18 protein-coding genes are annotated in these 20057 nt (G+C 72.5%); 5 read left to right on the top strand and 13 right to left on the bottom strand.

Translation table 11 applies throughout. The features are described from left to right. Positions 1-40: 40 nt before the first annotated feature. From CP976_RS09785 to CP976_RS09760, 6 genes are all read right to left on the bottom strand, one after another. Complete coding sequence (locus CP976_RS09785) at positions 41-814, bottom strand: DUF72 domain-containing protein (protein WP_150479985.1); 774 nt, start codon at positions 812-814, stop codon at positions 41-43. 33 nt (positions 815-847) lie between these two features. After that, positions 848-1942: a DUF5925 domain-containing protein gene (locus CP976_RS09780; protein WP_150479984.1), complete on the bottom strand. Its 1095-nt coding sequence runs from the start codon at positions 1940-1942 to the stop codon at positions 848-850. A gap of 76 nt (positions 1943-2018) precedes the next feature. Beyond that, positions 2019-2819, bottom strand: coding sequence for a polysaccharide deacetylase family protein (locus CP976_RS09775; RefSeq protein WP_190146978.1), 801 nt, complete (start codon positions 2817-2819; stop codon positions 2019-2021). After that, positions 2816-3853, bottom strand: a complete 1038-nt coding sequence (locus CP976_RS09770) for a glycosyltransferase family 2 protein (protein WP_150479983.1) — start codon at positions 3851-3853, stop codon at positions 2816-2818. Before CP976_RS09770 ends, CP976_RS09775 begins: the two co-directional genes overlap by 4 nt. Beyond that, positions 3850-4671, bottom strand: coding sequence for a glycosyltransferase family 2 protein (locus CP976_RS09765; RefSeq protein ID WP_086605655.1), 822 nt, complete (start codon positions 4669-4671; stop codon positions 3850-3852). Before CP976_RS09765 ends, CP976_RS09770 begins: the two co-directional genes overlap by 4 nt. Before the next feature lie 493 nt (positions 4672-5164). After that, positions 5165-6373: a S8 family peptidase gene (locus tag CP976_RS09760; protein ID WP_150479982.1), complete on the bottom strand. Its 1209-nt coding sequence runs from the start codon at positions 6371-6373 to the stop codon at positions 5165-5167. A gap of 336 nt (positions 6374-6709) precedes the next feature. Between CP976_RS09760 and CP976_RS09755 the strand changes: the two genes are divergently transcribed. Continuing rightward, positions 6710-7516 (top strand): SGNH/GDSL hydrolase family protein, encoded by an 807-nt coding sequence (locus CP976_RS09755; protein ID WP_150479981.1) that lies wholly within the window; start codon positions 6710-6712, stop codon positions 7514-7516. A gap of 4 nt (positions 7517-7520) precedes the next feature. Here CP976_RS09755 and CP976_RS09750 read toward each other — a convergent pair whose 3' ends face one another. From CP976_RS09750 to CP976_RS09735, 4 genes are all read right to left on the bottom strand, one after another. Then, entirely contained in the window at positions 7521-9158 is a 1638-nt protein-coding gene (locus tag CP976_RS09750) for a serine/threonine-protein kinase (RefSeq protein WP_229876117.1), read from the bottom strand. Between the two features lie 79 nt (positions 9159-9237). Beyond that, positions 9238-10833: a HoxN/HupN/NixA family nickel/cobalt transporter gene (locus CP976_RS09745; RefSeq protein ID WP_150479980.1), complete on the bottom strand. Its 1596-nt coding sequence runs from the start codon at positions 10831-10833 to the stop codon at positions 9238-9240. Beyond that, the gene (locus CP976_RS09740) at positions 10830-12554 is read right to left on the bottom strand and encodes a tetratricopeptide repeat protein (protein WP_150479979.1); all 1725 of its coding nucleotides are present in this window, start codon (positions 12552-12554) and stop codon (positions 10830-10832) included. The genes CP976_RS09745 and CP976_RS09740 overlap by 4 nt, the downstream gene beginning before the upstream one ends. A 108-nt stretch (positions 12555-12662) precedes the next feature. Then, complete coding sequence (locus CP976_RS09735; protein ID WP_150479978.1) at positions 12663-14195, bottom strand: DUF4331 domain-containing protein; 1533 nt, start codon at positions 14193-14195, stop codon at positions 12663-12665. A 227-nt stretch (positions 14196-14422) separates the two neighbouring features. Here CP976_RS09735 and CP976_RS09730 point away from each other — a divergent pair, with 227 nt between their 5' ends. The 3 genes from CP976_RS09730 to CP976_RS09720 all read left to right on the top strand — a co-directional run bounded on the left by CP976_RS09730 (position 14423) and on the right by CP976_RS09720 (position 16173). Next, the gene (locus tag CP976_RS09730) at positions 14423-14965 is read left to right on the top strand and encodes a sigma-70 family RNA polymerase sigma factor (protein WP_167537312.1); all 543 of its coding nucleotides are present in this window, start codon (positions 14423-14425) and stop codon (positions 14963-14965) included. Continuing rightward, entirely contained in the window at positions 14962-15780 is an 819-nt protein-coding gene (locus CP976_RS09725; protein ID WP_150479976.1) for an anti-sigma factor, read from the top strand. The genes CP976_RS09730 and CP976_RS09725 overlap by 4 nt, the downstream gene beginning before the upstream one ends. A gap of 126 nt (positions 15781-15906) precedes the next feature. Next, positions 15907-16173, top strand: a complete 267-nt coding sequence (locus CP976_RS09720) for a hypothetical protein (RefSeq protein ID WP_086841716.1) — start codon at positions 15907-15909, stop codon at positions 16171-16173. 182 nt (positions 16174-16355) lie between these two features. Here the strand turns inward: CP976_RS09720 and CP976_RS09715 are convergent, their stop codons facing one another. Both CP976_RS09715 and CP976_RS09710 read right to left on the bottom strand, forming a co-directional pair. Beyond that, positions 16356-17138 carry an ABC transporter permease gene (locus CP976_RS09715; protein WP_150479975.1) on the bottom strand — a complete coding sequence of 261 codons (783 nt, stop codon included), beginning with the start codon at positions 17136-17138 and terminating at the stop codon, positions 16356-16358. After that, positions 17135-18097, bottom strand: a complete 963-nt coding sequence (locus CP976_RS09710) for an ATP-binding cassette domain-containing protein (protein WP_150479974.1) — start codon at positions 18095-18097, stop codon at positions 17135-17137. The genes CP976_RS09715 and CP976_RS09710 overlap by 4 nt, the downstream gene beginning before the upstream one ends. Positions 18098-18160: 63 nt before the next feature. Here CP976_RS09710 and CP976_RS09705 point away from each other — a divergent pair, with 63 nt between their 5' ends. Next, entirely contained in the window at positions 18161-18877 is a 717-nt protein-coding gene (locus CP976_RS09705) for a TetR/AcrR family transcriptional regulator (protein ID WP_150479973.1), read from the top strand. Positions 18878-18883: 6 nt separating this feature from the next. Here CP976_RS09705 and CP976_RS09700 read toward each other — a convergent pair whose 3' ends face one another. Further along, positions 18884-20056 (bottom strand): type ISP restriction/modification enzyme, encoded by a 1173-nt coding sequence (locus CP976_RS09700; protein ID WP_150479972.1) that lies wholly within the window; start codon positions 20054-20056, stop codon positions 18884-18886. Between the last annotated feature and the right edge of the window lies 1 nt (position 20057).

Raw genomic sequence — 20057 nt, 5'->3', positions numbered from 1 at the left:
ACGGGACTTCGCGGACACCTCTAGGGGGTCAGGGCGTTGCTCAGCCGGCCCGCGTCAGACGCTCAGGTGTCCGTGTGATCTCCAGGCCCGCCGATCTCCCCAGCCGCGCGAACGTCATCGCGTCCTCCACCGCCGCACCCCCCGGGTCGTTGTTGAAGTAGGCGTAGACGTCCTCGCCGGCGGGCCAGGTCGTGGCGATGCGGTCGAGCCAGGTGGCCAGCGAGCGGCGGCCGTAGTGCGGCCAGGGCCGGGCGCGGCCCTGGTGGAAGCGGACGTAGCCCCAGCCGGTGGTGCGCCACAGCGGGGTCGCGGGGCGGGCCAGGGCGTCGGCCCAGCACAGGGCCGCCTGCCGGGACTCGAGGACCGTGCGCACCTCCGGCGTCCACCAGGACTCGTGGCGGGGCTCGACCGCGACCCGGGTCGAGGCGGGGAAGCAGGCCAGGCAGGCGTCCAGCAGGCCGGGATCGGCGCGCAGGTTCGGCGGGAGCTGGAGCAGGACCGGGCCGAGCCGGTCACCCAGGCCCGCCGCGTGGCTCATCAGGCGGCCGACCGGCTCCTCGGGGTCCTTGAGCCGTTTGATGTGGGTCAGATAGCGGCTCGCCTTGACCGCGACCACGAAGTCCGCGGGCACCCGACCGCGCCAGTCCTCGAACGTCTCCCGCGCCGGCAGCCGGTAGAAGGCGTTGTTGATCTCGACGGTGGCGAAGTGCCCCGCGTACTCCTCCAGCCAGAGCCGCATCGGCAGCCCGGACGGGTACAGGACGTCCCGCCAGTCCTTGTACTGCCACCCGGACGTGCCGACGAACAGGGTCATAGACCCATCAAAACACCGGCGCGCGTGGACCTCCTACAGATACAGCCCCGCGTCGGCGTCCCCACGCGGCTCCGGCAGGGCCGTCGGGGAAGTGCCCCGGCGCAGCGCGTACAGCTCGGCCAGCGTCGCGCCCTCGCGGCCGATGCCGTCCTCGCGGCCCAGCCAGCCCACCGCCTCCGAGCGGGTCAGCGGACCCACCTCGATCCGGGCGAGACAGCGGCCGGGCCGGACGACGGCGGGGTGCAGACGCTCCAGGTCCTCGTTGGTCGTGACCCCGACCAGGACGTTGCGGCCCTGGCCGAGCAGCCCGTCCGTCAGGTTCAGCAGCCGCGACAGCGCCTGGCCCGCCGTGTGCTTGGCCTCGCCGCGGATCAGCTCGTCGCAGTCCTCCAGGAGCAGCAGCCGCCAGCGGCCCTTGCCCGCCGCGTCCTCCTCACCGATCGCGATGTCCATCAGATAGCCGACGTCACTGAACAGCCGCTCGGGGTCCAGGACGCAGTCCACCTGGCACCAGTCCCGCCACGAACGGGCGAGGGTGCGCAGCGCCGACGTCTTGCCGGTGCCCGGCGGGCCGTGCAGGAGGAGGAGCCGGCCCGAGATGTCCTCGGGGGTCGTCTTCATCAGGCGGTCCATCGCGTCCGCCACCGGCGCCGTGTAGTTGGGCCGGACCTCGTCCCAGGTGCCCGCCGAGATCTGGCGCGTGGTGCGGTGCGGGCCGCGGCGCGGGGAGACGTACCAGAAGCCCATCGTGACGTTCTCCGGCTGCGGTTCCGGTTCGTCCGCCGCGCCGTCCGTGGCCTGGTCGAGGACCTTCTTCGCCAGCTCGGCACTGGTCGCCGTGACCGTGACGTCGGCGCCCCGGTTCCAGCGGGAGATCAGCAGCGTCCAGCCGTCGCCCTCCGCGAGCGTCGCGCTGCGGTCGTCGTCCCGGGCGGCCCGCAGCACGCGGGCACCGGACGGCATCAGCGTCGCCCCGGAGCGTACGCGGTCGATGTTCACCGCGTGGGAGTACGGCTGCTCGCCCGTCGCGAAGCGGCCGAGGAACAGCGCGTCGACGACATCGGACGGGGAGTCGGAGTCGTCGACGTTGAGCCGGATCGGCAGCGCCTCGTGCGGGTTTCCAGACATGCCGCCATGATCCGGCACGAGGACGCCGCGTGCACCCGGTTTCCCGGTGCGCACGCGGCGTTTTCCCAGGTGCGGGTCAGGCCCCGAGGCGGGAGACCAGCCGGCGGGCCTGGCGTGTCCTGCGGACCACGGCGTACCCCTTGGTGAGGGCACGGTCCCTGGCGAACGTACGGGCGATCGCACGGCCTTCGACCACCCGCTCGAACTCGTCGGTGCCCGTGCTGCGGCGCACCGTCACCCGCCGCAGGGCGTACGGCCCCTGCGCCCGGCGCGCGAGGCCGTTGCCGACGGCGAGTGCCTGGGCGTACCCCGTCTCGCGCACCGCCTGCCGGACCCGGCGGCTGGAGTAGCCGTAGGGATAGGCGAACGAGGCCGGTACGGTGCCCAGTTGGTCCGCGACGATCTCCTTGCAGTGGATCAGCTCGAACCGCAGTGTGGCGTCGGAGACCTGGTCGAGCTGCGGGTGGCTGTGGCTGTGCCCGCCGATCTCGACGCCCGCCGCCGCGAGCTCGCGGACCTGGTCCCAGTCCAGCATGGTGTCCAGGCCGCCGCCGGTGTCGTAGGGCCCCCGGATCCATCCGGTCGAGACGAACAGGGTGGCCGGGAAGCCGTGCTTGGCGAGCACGGGCAGGGCGTGCCGGTGCACACCCTCGTAGCCGTCGTCGAACGTGATGAGGACCGGCCGCCCCGGCAGCGCGCCGCCGGAGCGCCAGCACGCCGCCAGCTCGGCGGTGGTGACGGGGGTGAGACCCCGGTCCGCGAGCACCGCCATCTGCTGGGCGAACGCCTCAGGCGTCACGGACAGATCGCGGGTCGCGTCGTTCGGATCGGTCGCGACCGCGTGGTACATGAGGATAGGTACGCGCACGTCGCTCACGGACCCGCCCCTTCCAGCGCCGCCCCCTCGGCAGGCGCGCGCGGGCCCGCGGCTCCGGCGGCCGGCACCTCGGGCACCGAGAACGTGGTCCCGCCCCGGCGGGCCCGCACGCTGCCCACCACGTATCCGCCCGCCGCCGTCAGCACCCCGGCGACGATCGCCCCCGCCCGCCCGGCACCGCCCGGGCGGGCCAGCAGCGCGTCCCGCAGCCCCCGGGCCACCCCGGCCGGCAGCACCCGGGTGGCGTACCGGCGTTCGGACTCCAGTCCCTTGCCGGCGCCGACGCTCCGGGCCACCAGGGCCTTGGACAGGCCCTCGGCGTACGCGCGCGTGCGGAAGTAGCGGAAGTGCTCGCGGGCCTCGGGCACCCGGTGATGGATCACCGCCCGGTCGTCGATCAGCAGCACCGCGTCGGGCCGGGCCCGGCTGAGGCGGATGCACAGTTCCGTCTCCTCGCAGCCCAGCGGGCGTTTGTCGCCGTCCCGGCCGATGCCGGTGGCGAAGCCGCCCGCCGCGTCGAAGGCACTGCGGCGGAACGAGGCGTTGCCACCGAGCACGTTGCGCACCCGGACCCGGCCCCGCGGCAGGCCCCGGTAGGTGCAGCCCACCACCCAGTCGAACTCCTCGGGGAACCAGTCGGGCCGCCGCCCCGACGCCCAGACCGGCTCCGTGCGCCCGCCGACCGCCATCACGCGCGGGTCGGCGTACGCCTCGGCGAAGTGCAGCAGCCAGTCGCGCTCGGCCACGGCGTCGTCGTCGAGGAAGGCGACGACCTCGCCGCGCGCGGCCGCGATTCCGGTGTTGCGGCCGGCGGACAGGCCGCGGGGGCCCGCGTTGGCGAGCACCCGCACGTCGTCGGCTTCCTTGTACTCCTTGCCGAGACGGTCCAGAAGGGCCTGGTTGTGGTCGACGACCAGCAGCGTCTCCAGGGCCGGCCGTGACTGCGCCCGTACCGAGGAGACCGCCGCGAGGATGTCCTCCCAGCGGTCCTCGGTGTACGCGCAGATCACGACGGAGATGCCGGGACCGCTCAAGACACCTCTCCCCGGACCGAGTCGAGCATCGGCGACTGGGACGAACGGCGGCGCAGCGCCCGGCGGTTGGAGCGCTCCTGGAGGATCACCCTGAGCACGCGCAGCCCGTCGCGCACGGCCCGCAGGTTGCTGGTCCCGTGGATGCGCAGGTACTCGTGGCTCGGGATCTCCTGCACCTTGAGCCCGGCCTTGACGACCCGGATGTTCATCAGCGTCTCGACCTCGAAGCCGGTGCAGTCGAGGTCGATCTTGTCGAGGCAGTGCCGCCAGAACGCGTTGTAGCCGTAGCACAGGTCGGTGTAGCGGGCGCCGAACTTGCGGTTGACGACCGTGCACAGCGCCCAGTTGCCGAGCTTGCGGATGAAGGTCATGTCGTCCGTGCCGCCGCCGTTGGCGAAGCGGGAGCCCTTGGCGAAGTCCGCGCCGGAGACCAGGGCGGAGACGTACGACACGATCTCGTTGCCGTCCGCCGAGCCGTCCGCGTCGACCATCACGATGATGTCGCCGGTGCACGCCTGGAACCCGGTGATCAGGGCGTCGCCCTTGCCCTTGCCGCGCTGCTCGACGACCTTGACGTCGGGCCACAGCTCACGGGCCACCTGGACGGTGTCGTCGGTGGAGTTGCCGTCGACCAGGACCACTTCGTGGATCCAGTCGGGCAGGGTCTTGAAGACGTACGGAAGGTTCTCCGCCTCGTTCATGGCCGGGATGACCACGCTCACCGGTGGCGCTATGGCCAGGTGAGAGGAGACGGGCCGGTACTTCCCGGCGGTCGGCGGATGCTGCTCCGCCGCGGCCGGTTGCAGAACTGAGCTCACGAGTCTGGTCCCTCTCGTCCGGTGGACCGCCCCCCCAGGGCAGTCCGGATCCAATCCGGTTCGAAAGGGGGGTTCTCACCCGTGGCACGCCGAGATGGAGCTTCGGGCACGCCGGGTGAGCTGGCAAAGCTGGTCGACGGCGGAAAAACGGCAGCCGACCGCGCGGCACGGCCCGGAGACAGTTGCGGTCACCGAGCACGGCACCCCCCTACCGCGCCCCGCGTCGGTTCGTCGCGGTCCTTGAGCCCTCCCCTAGAGCCGCGTGCTGACGGACCGATGCGGGTGAGATGTATGACGGTATTGACGATTGAACCCGTATGGCAAGACCTGGAACGGCCTCTCACGTTTTTGATGGTTTGGGCGTTGCGGGATGTGCTTCGTGGGTCGCAAGTTGAGAGGTTCCGGTGACGGAAACAACCGTTCCCCGGAGGCGTGTCGAGCCTCCGGGGAACGGTTGTTCAGGTGCTGGTGTCCGTGCTGGTGTCCGTTCCGGTTACGGAACGAGCTTCAGCAGCCGGTTCGGGGAGCCCGAACCCGCGCTGGTGACCTTGCCGGTGGTGGCGCCGCCGACCAGGGCCGAGGCGACCTGGGCCGGGGTGGAGGAGGTGTGGCCCGCCAGGTAGACCGCCGCCGCGCCCGCGACGTGCGGGGTCGCCATCGAGGTGCCGGAGATGGTGTTGGTCGCGGTGTCGCTGGTGTGCCAGCCGGCCGTGATGGAGGAGCCGGGCGCGAAGATGTCCAGGGCAGAGCCGTAGTTGGAGTAGCTCGCCTTGGCGTCGGTGCTGGTGGTGGCGCCGACGGTGATCGCCTCGGCGACCCGGGCCGGGGAGGAAGAGGAGGCGGTGGTGCTGCTGTTGCCCGCGGCGACGGCGTAGGTGACGCCGCTGGCTATGGAGTTGCGGACCGCCGTGTCCAGGGCGGCGGAGGCGCCGCCGCCGAGCGACATGTTGGCGACCGAGGGGCCGGAGTGGTTCTTCGTCACCCAGTCGATGCCCGCGATCACGCCGGCCGTGGTGCCGGAGCCGCTGTTGTTCAGCACCCGCACCCCCACGATTTTCGCCTTCTTGGCGACGCCGTAGGTCGAGCCCGCGATCGTGGTGGCCACGTGGGTGCCGTGGCCGTTGCCGTCGGAGGCGTTGGTGTCGCCGTCGACGGCGTCGTAACCGTGCGCGGCGCGGCCGCTGATCTGCTGGTGCGTGATGCGCACACCGGTGTCGATCACATAGACCGTCACACCGCTGCCCGCGCTGTCCGGGTAGGTGTAGCTGCCGGAGAGCGGGAGCGAGGTCTGGTCGATGCGGTCCAGGCCCCAGGGGGCGTTGGTCTGGGTGGCGGAGAGCCGCACGCGCTGGTTCTGCTCGACCGAGGCCACCGCCGGGTCGGCGGCGAGGCGCCTGGCCTCGGTGGCGGAGAGGGTGGCGGAGTAGCCGTTCAGCGCTTTGCCGAACGTCTTGTGCACGGACCCGCCGTACTCCTCGACGAGGTCCTTGCCCGCGGCCGAGGACGCCTTCACGCCCGCGCTCTTCTTGAGCGTGACGATGTAGCTGTCCTTGATCGCGGCCGGAGAGTCCGCGGCGAGCACCCGGCCCTCGGCGGGGGCGGCGGCCTGGGCGGGGAGGGCGGTGAGCCCGCCCACGAGGGCGGTGGCCGCCGACAGGGTGATCGCGGCGAACCCGAGTCTCTTGCTACGCAGTTGTGCCATTACGAGGGAGTCCTCCTCTAGGCGGCGCGCGCCTGGGTGGGGCGCGCGTCATGTGGGGGATGTGCGCGTGCTCGCGCACACGGCCGGGAGCGTCGCGTTCCGCTCTCGGCCGGAGTAAAGCGTCGACCATCTACCGGCGTAGAACAAGGGAGTTGAGCACTAGTCAACAAATCTGTCATGGGCACGTAACAAGAGGCACTCGGGGCGTAACAAAACGTGAGGTGAATGCGCCGTGTGCGCCCCCCAAACGACCGAAAAGGCTTGGCATGGACACTTCCTATCAACACGCGTAGCTGCTACGACAGTTGTGGCAGAGATCCTGCTAAGGGAGGTTCCATGAGACGTTCCCGACTTGTCGTCTTCGTGAGCTCGCTCCTCCTCGCCGCCGGCACCGCCCTCACCGGGGCAGCCACGGCGCAGGCGTCCTCACTCGCCGCAACTGGCGGCTATGCAGCGCTCGGTGACTCCTACTCCTCCGGAGTGGGCGCCGGCAGCTACATCAGCTCAAGCGGCGACTGCAAACGCAGCACGAAGGCCTACCCCTACCTCTGGGCCGCCGCCCATTCACCCTCGACCTTCGATTTCACGGCCTGCTCCGGCGCCCGAACGGGTGATGTTCTGTCCGGACAGCTCGGCCCGCTGAGCAGCGCCACCGGCCTCGTCTCCATCACCGTCGGCGGCAACGACGCCGGATTCGCCGATGTCATGACGACCTGTGTGACCCAGTCCGACAGCGCCTGCATCTCCCGCATCGACACCGCACGGGCGTACGTCGACTCCACGCTGCCCGGCAGGCTCGACAGCGTGTACTCGGCGATCCGCTCCAAGGCACCCAACGCCCACGTCGTCGTGCTCGGCTACCCCCGCTTCTACAAGCTCGGCACCACCTGCCTCGGCCTCTCCGAGGCCAAGCGCAAGGCCATCAACGACGCCTCCGACCACCTCAACACCACCATCGCCAAGCGCGCCGCCAACCACGGATTCACCTTCGGCGACGCACGACCGACCTTCACCGGCCACGAGATCTGTTCCGGCGACTCCTGGCTGCACAGCGTCAACTGGCTCAACATCGGCGAGTCGTACCACCCGAAGGCACCCGGCCAGTCGGGCGGCTATCTGCCCGTGCTCAACGCCAACGACTGACCGCTCAGCCGGAGTCCGTGTCCGACTCCCCGTCCGAACCCCCGTCCGAACCCGTGTCCGAAGGAGAAGGGGAGGCCCCGCCCGTCGGGGTCTCCGTCTCACACGTGATCGAGAACGGCACCGACTCGGACGTCGTCCGCACCGGCTCCCGCACCTCGACACCGATCTCGTTCTCGAACGTCCCGGTCTCCGCGTCCGTCGTCACGGTCACCGCGTCCTGCTTCGTACGGCCGTCGCCCTCCGGGAACGACAGCGTCTTCCAGCCACCGTCCAGCACCGAGCCGTCCTGCGTCACCCAGCGGTAGCTCACCTCGGCCGGCAGCCGTTCCACCGTGAACGTCGCCGTGAACCTCGGCGCCTGGGCGCTCGGCGGCGGACACGGGCCCGCGTAGTCCGTGCGTGTGCCGTCCAGCCCGACCCGCACCGACTGCGGCGGCGGACTGCTCTCCTCGCTCTCGCTCTCGCTCGGCGTCGGGGAAGGACTGGACTTCCCGCTCCCGGTGTTCCGCGGCGGATCCTTGGTCTCCGCGGGCGTACTCGCCCCGGCACCCCGGTCGCCGTTCCCGTCGCCGTCCCCGCGGTTCAGCAGCGCGTACGTCAGCCCGCCCACCGCGAGCGCCAGCGCGACCACGCCCGCGACCAGAACCCGGCCGGCCCGGCGATCGCGGTCCCTGCCGGTCGCCGTCGTCGTCGCACCGGAACCGGACGGCGCCGGCTGCCCCGGGAAGGGCATCGGAGGCGTGGGAGAGGGCTCCGGGTGGGCCCCCACCGTCGGCGGGTACGGCACCGCCCGTACGGTGTCCGCGCGCGGCGAGCCGCCCGCGCCGATGACCCGCAGGTCCTGCTCGGCCTGCCCGGCCGGCAGCCGCTGCGCGGGATCCTTGCGCAGCAGCCCCTCGATGACCGGGGCCAGCGGACCGGCCCGGCGCGGCGGCGGCAGCTCCTCGTCGACGATCGCGCGCAGCGTGCTCAGCGGGGTGTCCTGACGGAACGGCGACTGGCCCTCGACCGCCGCGTACAGCAGGACACCGAGCGACCACAGGTCGGACTCCGGGCCCGGTGTGCGGCCGAGCGCCCGCTCCGGGGCGAGGAACTCGGGCGAGCCGATGACCTCCCCGGTCATGGTCAGCGCGGAGCTGCCCTCGACCATGGCGATGCCGAAGTCGGTGAGCACGATCCGGCCGTCGTTCGCGATCAGCACATTGGCCGGTTTCACATCCCGGTGCAGCACCCCGGCCTCGTGCGCGGCCCGCAGCGCGGCCAGCACCTCGGCGCCGATGTGCGCGGCACGCTGCGGCGGCATCGGGCCCTCGGCGTCCAGGACCTCCGCCAGGGAGAGCCCGCGCACCAGCTCCATGACGATCCACGGCCGGCCGCCGTCCGTCGCCACGTCGTACACCGTGACCACGTTCCGGTTGGCGACCCGGGCCGCCGCCCACGCCTCGCGCTCCAGCCGGGCGTACATCCGCCGCACGTCGTCGCCCCCCAGCCCGGCCGGGGCGCGCACCTCCTTGACGGCGACCTCGCGGTGCAGCACCTCGTCGCGGGCGCGCCACACCGTCCCCATACCGCCCTCGCCGAGCGGTGCCAGGAGCCGGTAGCGGCCCGCGATCACACGCTCATGGCCCGGTTCTTCGGACACGGCGCCCCCATTCGCAGCCGGGCGAAATCTCCACGAGGTCTGTTTTCCCCATGACGTCGGATTTCCTCACGAACGTAACTCAGCCCAGCGCGGATGCCGCCCCCTTGAACACCAGTCCGGCCCCGAGCGCCACCACGGCGAAGGCCGAGCCGAGCGGGGCGGTCCGGCGCACCAGGGTCGCCAGTGGGCCCGCCGTCCAGCGGGGGCGCCGGTCCAGGAGCCGGGTCATGCCGCTGCCCGCCTTGACGACGGCGTACCCGGCCGCCGTGAGGGTGAGCGCGAGCCCGACGCCGTACGCGACGACGAGCAGCAGACCGAACCACGCCTGCCCGAGGGCGGCGGCGCCGACGAGCACCACCACGGCGGACGGGCTGGGCACGAGCCCGCCCGCGAAGCCCATGAGGATCGTGCCGCGGAGGGTGGGGGCGACGGGGTGGGAGTGGGTGAACCCGCCGTGGGTGTGCTCGATCGTGTGGGGGTGGGAGTGGGGATGGGTGTGGTCGTGCGGGTGGTCGTGGTGCTTGTCGTGCGGGTGGTCGTGGTCGTGGTCGTGAGGGTGGTCGTGCGTGTGGCTGTGGCTCTCGTCGTCGTGTGTGTGGGTGTGGCCGCCATGGCCGTGGTGGTGCGTGGGCGCGCGGTTGCGCAGGGCGCGGCGGACCAGGCTCGCGCCCGCCAGGGTCACCAGGATCCCGCTGGCGACGCCGAGCCAGGCGATCACCGAGGGGGCCGCCGCCGAACCGGCCGTGACCAGGAGGCCCAGGGCGATCACGCCCAGGGTGTGGGTGACCGTCACCGAAGCGGCCATGGGCAGGACGTCCTTCATCCGGGCCTGGCCGCCCCGGGCCGCCGCCGTCGCGGCCATGATGGTCTTGCCGTGGCCCGGGGCAAGCGCGTGCATCGCGCCGAGGACGACGGCGATGAGCAGGGCCAGCGCGGCGAAGCCCGCGGTGAGGTCGTGCCGGGCGACCAGGTCGTCCAGGGCCCGCGTCCAGCGGTCGGCGCCGCGCGGCAGCACGGAGGCGGCGGGGGCGTCCGACTCCTCCTCGGCCAGGGCCGCACCGCCGGGCCGCACGCGCAGGGCGGCGGTCGCGGTGTCGGCCGGGGAGGAGAGCAACTCCTCGGGGTAGCGGGTCAGTTCGGCCGAGATCGACTTCTCCGGTACGTCCGACTCCGTGAGCGTCATGCGGTCGCCCCGTGCCGTGATCTCCCGCCAGCCCGGGCCGGAGGAGGCGCCCGCGCCCCGGAAGCCGAGCGACACGGTCCTGTCGGACTCGCCGGACGGGAGGGGGGCGGTCAGTTCGCATTCCACGCGGAGGGTGTCGAGCCCCGCCTGCCCGGGCCGCACGCGCGCGTGGCTGCGCTCGGCGATGAGCGGGGTGCCGCGGCCGTCGACGGTGACCCTGCTGTCCGCGGCGGCCGCGGCGCACCGCTCGCGGGCCCACAGGGTGATGCCCAGCCGCTCGATGTCCGGTCCCGCCTGGGTCGCCGGGATCTCGGCGAGGTCCTCGACGTGGTGGACCCGCAGTTCGCCGGGGGCGGCGACCAGACCGTCGTAGCGGTTGACTGTGAAGTTGCCCAGCGGGTGGGCGCTCGCCGCGCCGGCGGGCAGCAGGGTGAGCGCGCAGGCGGCCGTGAGGACGGCGGCGCCGGACGCGAACAGGCGGCGCGGGGTCACCGGCTCCCCTCCAGGTCCTTGAGTGTCGTACGGGCCTCGCGGGCGCCGAGGGGCGAGAAGCCGGGGTTCAGGTCGAGCGCGGCCTTCAGGTGGTCGCGGGCCTCGCGTTCGTTCCCGGTGGCACGTTCGATGATGCCCCGGTGGTAGAGGAAGCCGGCGTTGCGGTAGCCGGTGGCGGTGGCGCGGCGGGCGTACGGCAGGGCTTCCTCGTCGCGGCCGTTGACGTGCAGGGCCCAGGCGAGGGCGTCGGCGGTGTGCACGCTGTGCCGGCGGTTCCACTCGGCGCGGGCGGCGCGCAGGGCCTCCTTCTTATCGCCGTGGTCGGCGGCGGCCATGGCCGAGTCGAGGTCGGCGTTGACACCGCCCGCGCGGGCGAGGGACGTCCAGGCGTCGACGAGGGCGTACTGGTCGCCCGCCTTCGCCCGGTCGCCGTCGGCGCCGCGGTCCTCGTACAGCTCCCCGAGGGCGACGAGCGGGCCGGGCAGCGGGAAGCGGGCGACGACCTGTTCCAGTCCCTCGACGGCGGCCCCCCGGTCGCCGTTCGCGGCCTGGGCACGGGCACGGCCCTCCAGGGCGGGGAGGTAGTCCTCGTCGGCGGCGAGGGCACGGGCGTAGTGGCCGAGGGCCGTCTTGTACTCGCCCTGGTTCCAGGCGAGTTGCCCGAGGGAGGTGGCGACGTACGCGGTGTCGGCGGGCGAGTCGGCGGCTTCCAGGGCGCGCTCCAGCACGTCACGCGCCGTACGGACGTCGCCGCGCAGTTCCTTCACGTACGCGTACCGCGTGAAGACGGGCACCCCGGGCCGCCTGCCGTCGGCGGTGCGGGCGGCCTCGGCGGCGTCCTCGTACCGGCCGAGTTCGACGAGGGCGTCGATACGGGTGCACAGGGCGCGTTCGTTGTAGGGGTTCTCCTTCAGGGCGCGGTCGGCGTCCTTCAGCGCGCCGGTGAAGTCGTGCCGGGCGGCGGCGAGGGCGGCCCGGCCTGCGAGAGCCTGGTCGTTGCCCGGGTCCAGCTCCAGGGACCGCTTCAGCGCCCGCTCGGCCTGCGGATAGCGCGAGGGGTCGCCGTTCGTCCGGGCCTGTTCGACGTAGGCGATCCCGAGGGTGGCCCAGCTGCCGAAGTCCCTCGGCTGGGCGCGAAGATGCTTCTGGAGGGACCCGATCCCCGAGTCGAGATCACCGCGGGCCAGCACGCCGGGCGCCAGGGCCCCACCGGCGGACACGGCCTCGACCCCGGCCCCCGCGCGGCCGTCCCCCACACTCCCGAAGGCGACGGCCCCGCCCGTCAGCGCGACGGCCAGCAGCGCGGCACACCCGGCCAGATGCGCGGCCCGCCAGCGCCGCCCGCCATCGGCGGCCCGCCGCACCGCGGCCACGCGCTCGCCGGCGCCGGGGTCGTTCTCGGGGCGAGGACCGGAGCCGCCGTGCCCGTCAGGATCGCCTTCGGCGGCGGATCCGTTCCCGGCGCGGGGACGGTCGTGGTCGTGGGTGCCGGGCGTGCCTTCGGTGCCGGTGCCGTTCGCGGCGTGGGTGCCGGGAGAGTCCGCGCCTCCCGTGCTCACAGCTCCGGGAACCGGGTCGGTGTCGTGCCCGCCCTCTGCCACGCCGGCTGAGTCCGGGCGCAGCCCGTCGCCCGCTTCGGCAGCCGCGCCCCCGCCCTGGTCGGGGCGCGGGTGGTCGTCGTCGCGCCTCTCCGGTGCGCTGTCGGTCGTACGCGGAGGCATGACCTCTCCTCAGTCGGCTGTGCGGGTGCGGGTGTGGTGAGGGAGAGGCGCGGCCCGTGCCGTGGGGGACGGGGGACGGGCCGCGCCGGTCGGTGGGTACGGAGCGGGTCAGTACGCCCGGTTCCGCATGCGGCGCCACCACATGAGGGCCGCGCCGATCAGGACGATGCCGCCCGCCCCGGCCCCGGCGGACGCGGCGATCAGGCGCATGTCGTCCGAGCCCTGGGTGCCCGCCGGCTGGAGCGCGTCGCCGAGCTGGCTGCGGACGTCGTTGCCGCCGTCCACGCCCTTGGCGAGCGGGCCGCGCGAACCCTCCGTCGGCAGCGCGACGTACGGGAAGGCCTTCTCGAACTTCTTGTCGTTCTTGTCGACCGCGTCACCCAGGTCGTTCTTCGCGCCCAGCAGCTCGCCCTCGACGACCTGGAGCGAGGCGTCGATCACGTCGTCCGTCAGGCGACGGCCGTTCGGGAAGCCCGCGGTGTCGCCGTCCAGGACGCCCAGCCGCTTGGGCTTGGCTGCCGGCTTGATGGAGGTGTTCAGGCGGAGCTGCTCCGACGGCGTCACGTGCGGCGGCTGGTTGAGGTCCTTGACGCCCTTGAGGAACACGTCGACCAGGTCGTTGCGCGGCTCGGCGGGCGCCGGGATCTTGTAGATCGCCTCGATGAGCTTGGGCAGCTCCGGGTTGGTGACGTTCTTCAGGAACTGGGCGTCGTCCCGCGGCGCGGACGCGTTGAACTTGTCCTTGTCCTTCAGCGGGTTGACGACCTCGTTGACCAGCGGGTTGCCGAGGCGCGAGACCTGCGCGAAGTAGCCCTGGGCGTTCTTGCGCTGCGTCGTCGACCAGATGCCGACGACCGGCTGGTCGTGCGACTGGGTGATGAAGCTGTTGGGGACCTGGAGGGCGATCGAGTTGACGTTGTAGCCCTTGAGCGTGTCGTTGCCGACCTCGGAGAGGTTCCCGCCGTACAGCAGGTCGAAGACGCGCAGGTCCAGGAAGAACGGGTCGTCGGCCTGCCCGGCGAACGTCTGGGCGCCCCCGGCGAGCTTGTGGATCGCCTGCTTGCGCAGCGTGGTGTAGTCCGGCATCGACGCCTTGCCGACGTTCGACGGCGCCACCGGGACGTCGTCGGCGACCTTGGTCTTCGACACGGCCTTCAGGTTCTTCAGCTTGATCAGTTCGAGGTCGTACGTCTGCGTGATGTTGAGGTCGGGGTCGTCGAGGCTCTCGACCGGGCCCGTGTTGTAGAGGAACGTCTTGTCGTTCTTCGTGTGCGTCTTGAACGTGTACCGGAAGAGCAGGTCTTCCTTCGCGTCACCGTTGCTGTCGATGCGCAGGTCGTACTGGGCGTCCTCGGCGAAGGTGAAGAAGTTGGGCCCGCCGGCCGGTTCCTCGAAGGGGATCCAGTTCGCGACGATGGTCGTCGTGTCCGGCTTGTCCGGGCTGACGAACGCGTACACGTCGGTGTTGTCGTACTGCGGGGTCCCCGAGATCAGGGGGGCTTCGCGGTGACTGGAGGCGGAGGCCGCCTCAGGTTCCAGCGCGGTCACACCGGCGGCTGCGAGCCCGCCGGCGGCCAGCGCACCACAGATCGCGGTCGCGATGCTCCTGCGTCCCGCACCGGTCCTGGAGAAAGGTGTCATGCCGTCCGTCCTCAGTGCCAACTTGCCTGACACACGCCATTCGGAGCGGTCGGCCAAGCGGATTGGTGGAATCTCAAACGTTCTTACGGCGCGTCGGGAAAGTTGTTTCATCGCCGGGCGACCCGCGTTTTCGGCGCGCTGATCCGTAACCCCATCCGGAGGTGTGTGCGTTGCGAATGCCTCGTATGAGGGGACAGGCTCCATGCGGCCTGGGAGAGGGGGACCGAGTGGAGGCGGACGAGCTGCTGCTGCGCGTGGCGGGCGGCGACCAGCAGGCCTTCGAGGATCTGTACGGGCTGGTGTCCGGCCCGGTGTTCGGGCTCGTACGGCGAGTGGTGCGCGACCCCGCCCAGTCGGAGGAGGTGGCGCAGGAGGTGCTGCTCGAACTGTGGCGTTCGGCCGCGAAGTTCGACCCCGGCCGGGGCAGCGCGATGTCGTGGATCCTCACCCTCGCCCACCGCCGTGCCGTCGACCGGGTGCGCAGCGCCCGTGCGGCCGGCGAGCGTGAGCAGCGGGAGGCCTGGCGCGCCCACCACCCGGCCTTCGACCAGGTCACCGAGGAGGTCGAGGCGGGACTCGAACGCGAGTGGGTACGGGTCTGCCTGGACCGGCTCACCGACCTCCAGCGCCAGTCCGTCACACTCGCCTACTACGAGGGCTACACCTACCGTGAGGTGGCCGAGCGGCTGTCCCTGCCGCTGGGCACCGTCAAGACGCGGATGCGCGACGGGCTGACCCGGATGCGCGAGTGCCTGGGAGGCGTGGCATGAGTCTGTTCCGCCGCGAGGACCCGCACTCGCTCGCCGCGCCCTACGCGCTCGACGCCCTGGAACCCCCGGAGCGGGTCCGCTTCGAAAAGCACCTGAGGGACTGCGGCCGCTGCGCCGCAGAGGTGCGCGCCCTGTCCGAGGACGCCGTCCGGCTCGCCTGGTCCGCGGCCGCCCCGCCCCCCGCCGCCCTGCGCGACCGGGTCATGGCCGCCGTACGGACGACTCCGCAGGACCCGGCGCCGCAGGACGCGGCACGCGAGCCGGTACGCGCGCGTGCGCCGCAGCTGCCGCCGCACGTGTGGGGCACCCGGCCGCCGCCGCGGCAGCGGGTGCGGCGCCGGATCCCGCTGTTCGTGCCCTTCGCCACGGCCACCGCCGCGGCGGCCCTCGTCGTCGCCTCGCTGTTCGCGGTGCAGGCCAACCGGACGCAGGATCAGCTGACCGCCGAGCGGGACCGGTCACGTGAGATCGCCCACGTTCTCGCGGCTCCGGACGCCCGTGCGAGCAGCGGCCGGGACGGGCGGGGCCGAACCATCGGAGTGATCGCTTCCGCCACGGAGGGGAGTGCGGTGGTCACCCTCGGCGGATACGGTGCCCCGCCGGGCGGCCGAGTGCACCAGTTGTGGCTCATGCGCCCGGGCGCGCAACCACGCTCCCTGGGCCTCTTCGAGGGCGACACGCCCCTGGTCGCGACGGGTCTCGGAACCTCCGCGACGTCACTGGCCGTAACCGTCGAGCCCGGCGGCGGATCGCCGCAGCCCACCAGCCAGCCGATCGTCCAACTCGCCCTGAAATCTGTTGGATTCGGAGAGTAATCGGAGATACATCGTCAACCCCCTTATGGGGAAGGTGAATCCTGTGACCGCGATACACGAGTGCCCGGACGGGGCGATAGGGTTAACCTGCCCGGGCCGGGTGGACTCGTACGGGTGGGGAGTGACATGGAACAGATAACAGTGCGCAGCAGGGCGAGGGTCCCTGCGATCACCTGCGGGAGCAGCGCGACCAGTTCGCGCCTCGACCGCCACCTGTCGGTGCTGGGTGGCCCTGCCGTCCCGCAGCGGGAGACGGTCGAGGCGACCTCGCTGATGCGTGAACTGACCGCGCGTCAACCGCAGGACCGCAGTGGCAGGGGAGCGCGCGTGCGCCGCGTCTCGCTCTTCGCACCGCTGCGCAGGCTGCGCCGCTCGCTGTTCGGCGGCAAGTAGGGACCCGCGCTCGGGCGGTCACACCGCCCCTGGTGCGACGCTGCGCACTCGTCGTCCGTCATCCCCACGGCACGCAGCAGCGCCAGGTGTGTACCCGAGCGCGGCCCGCCCCCAGTCGGTGCCGCATCCCCGCCCGGCGGTGACCGGGGGCATCGTCCGGCTTCGGTGTTCCGGCCGCCCCTTCACCGCTCCCCGTGTGCGTACTGACGCACGGCCAGCGGCACGAACACCCCGAGCAGCACGGCGCACCACAGCAGCGCCCCCGCGACGGGGTGAGCCACCGGCCAGGCCGCTCCGTCGGGCACCGGGGCGTTGCCGAACAAGTCCCGCAGAGCCGTCGCCACCGCGCTGATCGGATTCCACTCGGCGACCGTCCGCAGCCACCCCGGCAGCCCGCTCGTCGGGATGTAAGCGTTGGACAGCAGCGGCAGCAGGAAGGTCGCCCCGCCCAGCTGACCGGCCGCCTCCTCGTTCCGCGTGAGCAGGCCGAGGTAGATCCCGGCCCAGGTGCAGGCGAAGCGGAACAGCATCAGCAGCCCGACGGCCCCGACCGCCGCGAGCGGACCGCCCTCGATCCGCCAGCCCACCGCGAGCCCCACCAGCAGGAACGGCACCGTCCCGACGGCCGTGACCACCACGTCCGCGGCGGCCTGCCCCAGCGGTACGGCCGCCCGGCTCATCGGCAGCGTACGGAAGCGGTTCGCCACACCCCGGTGCGTGTCCTGGGCCGCCTGGAACATGCCGGTCATGATCCCGCCCGCGGCGGTCGCCACCAGCAGGCCCGGCACGAGGAACGACCGGTACGCCTCGCCCGGCATCGCCAGGGCGCTGCCGAAGACGTAGCCGAAGAACAGCAGCATGCTGATGGGCATCGTCTGGGTGAGGATCAGCAGTCCCGGGTTGTTCCGCATCCGCAGCAGCTGGCGGCCCAGCATCGCGGTCCCGTCGTACGCCAGCATGCTCATGCGGCACGCTCCTTCTCGCCGGTCGTGGTCGTGGTGTCCGTGAGGCGCAGGAAGACGTCGTCGAGGGTCGGGGGCCGCAGGCTCACGTCGAGCAGCGGCACGCCCGCCGAGTCCAGCGTGCGGACGAGCAGCGGGAGGGTGAGCGTCGGGTCCTTGGCGACCGCGCCGACGGCGTTGCGCGCGTGGTCGAACGACGGCTGCGCGCCCGTGAGCCGGTCGAGGACGGCCGCCGCCTTCGTGAGCGCGCCCGCGTCCGGCACGACGACCTCGGCGTGTGCCCCGACGAGCGCCTTGAGCTGCGCCGGTGACCCGGTGTGCGCGACCCGGCCGCGGTCCACCAGGGCGATGTCGTCGGCGAGTTGGTCGGCCTCCTCCAGGTACTGGGTGGTGAGGAGCACGGTCGTGCCCTCGGCGGTCAGGTCGCGCACCGCGTTCCATATGAGGTTGCGGCTGGCCGGGTCCAGGCCGGTCGTCGGCTCGTCCAGGAACAGCACCTCGGGGCGGCGGATGAGGCTCGCCGCCAGGTCCAGCCGGCGCCGCATGCCGCCGGAGTAGGTGGAGGCGGGCCGGTCGGCGGCCTCGGCCAGCCCGAAGCGGTCGAGGAGTTCCGTGGTCCGGCCGGCGGGGCCGCGCACCCGGTGCAGCCGGCCGAACAGCAGCAGGTTCTGACGTCCGGTGAGGTCCCCGTCGATCGACGTGTCCTGTCCGGTGACACCGATCCGGCTCCGTACGGCGGCGGCCTCCCGGACGAGGTCGTGCCCGGCGACCCGCGCGGAGCCCGCGTCCGGCCGCAGCAGCGTGGTCAGCAGCCGTATGGCCGTGGTCTTGCCCGCCCCGTTCGGCCCCAGGACCCCGCACACCGTCCCCTCGGCCACCGCGAGATCCAGCCCGCGCAGGGCACGGACCTCACCGAACCGCTTCTCCAGACCCTCACTAAGTACAGCGTACGTAGAAGTCATGGCATGACCATAGCGCACTACGTACGGTGTACGTAACTAGGATGGAGGTCGAGGTGATGATCGATGGCGGGCCGAGCGGCCGTACCCGAAGTGATCTGGGCGCGCCCCGAGCGCACCGGCCGTGGGCCGAAACCGGCGTTCACCCGCGCCGACATCGCGGCGGCGGCGGTGCGGATCGCCGACGCGGAGGGCCTGGACGCGGTGTCCATGCGGCATGTCGCGGCGGAACTGGGCTGCGGCACGATGTCGCTGTACAACTACGTCCCCCGCAAGGAGGACCTGTACGAGCTGATGGTGGACGCCGTCGGTGCCGAGCACGAGTTGTTCGAGCCCACGGGCGACTGGCGCGCCGACATGCTCCGCAACGCGGAGGAGACGCGGGCCATCATGTACCGCCACACCTGGGTGCCGCGCCTGATGTCAGGGTTGTTCGGCTTCAGTCCCAACACCCTGCGCTACCTGGAGCACTGCCTGGCCTGCCTCGAACCGCTCGACGTCCCGGCCGGCACGAAGACGGAGCTGATCGCCCTGCTGAACGGGGTCGTGACGACGTACGCCGCGAACGACATCGCGACCATCGAGCGCACCCGCTCCATGCCGTGGTCCGAGGAGGAGGAGAACGCCGTCCGGATGGCCTATCTGGGCAGCCAGGTGGCCACCGGCGCGTATCCGCGCCTGGCCGCGGCCTTCATGGAGCAGAGCGGGCCCGTCGATCTGGAGGCGGTGTTCCGACGGGCCCTCGAACGCCTGCTGGACGCCTACGACCCCGGCCTGCGCTAGAAGTCGCTAGAGCAGGGCGAGCTGCCCCTCCGGCCCCTCCTCCGGGCCGGCCAGCACCGAGGCCGGGCGGTGGGCCGTCGCGGGTACCGGCAGGACGCCGGCCTCGCGCAGCTCGGTCGTCGTGACCGGGTCGGGGATCGCCGGTTCGTCCAGCGGGCGGAGTTCGGACAGCAGGGCCAGGACCGTGATCAGTTCCAGCAGCTCCGACGTCCAGGTCTGGGGCCATGTGGCGGGGCGGATCGCGGCGAGTGTGCCCGGCTCGGCCTCGGTGACGCGCGCCGTGAACCACTGTTCCAGGACGCGCACCCCGCCCACCTCGAAGTCCCAGGCCTCCGGCGGCACCGGCGAGATGCGGCCCTCGTCCAGCAGGAGAGCCTCCTCGTCCCTGTCGTAGCGCAAGGTCAGGGGGCGGGAGGGCAGCGGGGCGCGGACGTAGGGGCGGCGGCCGCCGGGGAGCCTGGGGCGCTCGCCGTCGCGGCGCATCAGCCACAGCAGCCGGTGGCCCAGCTCCAGGCCCCGCGCCCAGGCGTCGGCGTCCCCGGTGAGGGGGACGGACAGGTCCGGGCGGGCCGTCGCCGTGATCCAGGCCAGCACGTCCAGCGGTGTGGGGGAGCCGCCCAGGCGAGTGGCCAGGTGGGCGAGCAGGCCGGGGGCCAGGTTCGGCTCCTGCCCGTCCGGCCGCCGGAACAGCGGGCGGATCCGGCCGGGGCGCAGCAGCGGGAGCAGCGAGGTGACGAGCAGGTTCGGGGCTCCGCGGACACCTGCTGGGGCTGCGGGCGCCTCCAGCACGAAGACCTGCCGTTCGTCCGCCACCCGCCACAGTTCCGGGCGGGCCGCGTCGATCAGCCGCTGGTCGGGGATCAGCCACTGCTCGTCGAAGGGGGCGTACAGCACGCGCACCGGCTCCGGGCACGGCCCCGAGGCGCGCGCCAGCTTCTGTGTGCCGCTGCCGGCCTGGCCGGGCAACTGGCCGACCGCCGTGTGCGGCGTGCGGGAGCGGGTCGGCTCGAACAGGGCCTCGCGGTCGGGTCCCTCGGCCTTCATCAGGGCGTCCCAGCGGGCTTTGAGGGACGCCGCGTCGGGGCCCGCCGGCCACCCCCGGCCGAGCCGCGGCGGTGCGACGGACCACGGCATGAGGTCCGCGAGCAGCGGAGCGTCGTCGTGCGTCACGCAGGGCATC

This window comes from Streptomyces coeruleorubidus, from assembly GCF_008705135.1.
In the GTDB taxonomy this organism is placed as follows: domain Bacteria; phylum Actinomycetota; class Actinomycetes; order Streptomycetales; family Streptomycetaceae; genus Streptomyces; species Streptomyces coeruleofuscus.
This window is presented reverse-complemented; position numbering and strand designations above follow the sequence as displayed.

What these genes read in the sequence shown, in the direction of transcription:
- CP976_RS09785 (WP_150479985.1), bottom strand. Translation starts at nt 814, where the DNA reads ATGACCCTGTTCGTCGGCACGTCCGGGTGGCAGTACAAGGACTGGCGG.
- CP976_RS09780 (WP_150479984.1), bottom strand. Translation starts at nt 1,942, where the DNA reads ATGTCTGGAAACCCGCACGAGGCGCTGCCGATCCGGCTCAACGTCGAC.
- CP976_RS09760 (WP_150479982.1), bottom strand. Translation starts at nt 6,373, where the DNA reads ATGGCACAACTGCGTAGCAAGAGACTCGGGTTCGCCGCGATCACCCTG.
- CP976_RS09755 (WP_150479981.1), top strand. Translation starts at nt 6,710, where the DNA reads ATGAGACGTTCCCGACTTGTCGTCTTCGTGAGCTCGCTCCTCCTCGCC.
- CP976_RS09740 (WP_150479979.1), bottom strand. Translation starts at nt 12,554, where the DNA reads ATGCCTCCGCGTACGACCGACAGCGCACCGGAGAGGCGCGACGACGAC.
- CP976_RS09735 (WP_150479978.1), bottom strand. Translation starts at nt 14,195, where the DNA reads ATGACACCTTTCTCCAGGACCGGTGCGGGACGCAGGAGCATCGCGACC.
- CP976_RS09725 (WP_150479976.1), top strand. Translation starts at nt 14,962, where the DNA reads ATGAGTCTGTTCCGCCGCGAGGACCCGCACTCGCTCGCCGCGCCCTAC.
- CP976_RS09720 (WP_086841716.1), top strand. Translation starts at nt 15,907, where the DNA reads ATGGAACAGATAACAGTGCGCAGCAGGGCGAGGGTCCCTGCGATCACC.
- CP976_RS09715 (WP_150479975.1), bottom strand. Translation starts at nt 17,138, where the DNA reads ATGAGCATGCTGGCGTACGACGGGACCGCGATGCTGGGCCGCCAGCTG.
- CP976_RS09710 (WP_150479974.1), bottom strand. Translation starts at nt 18,097, where the DNA reads ATGACTTCTACGTACGCTGTACTTAGTGAGGGTCTGGAGAAGCGGTTC.
- CP976_RS09705 (WP_150479973.1), top strand. Translation starts at nt 18,161, where the DNA reads ATGGCGGGCCGAGCGGCCGTACCCGAAGTGATCTGGGCGCGCCCCGAG.
- CP976_RS09700 (WP_150479972.1), bottom strand. Translation starts at nt 20,056, where the DNA reads ATGCCCTGCGTGACGCACGACGACGCTCCGCTGCTCGCGGACCTCATG.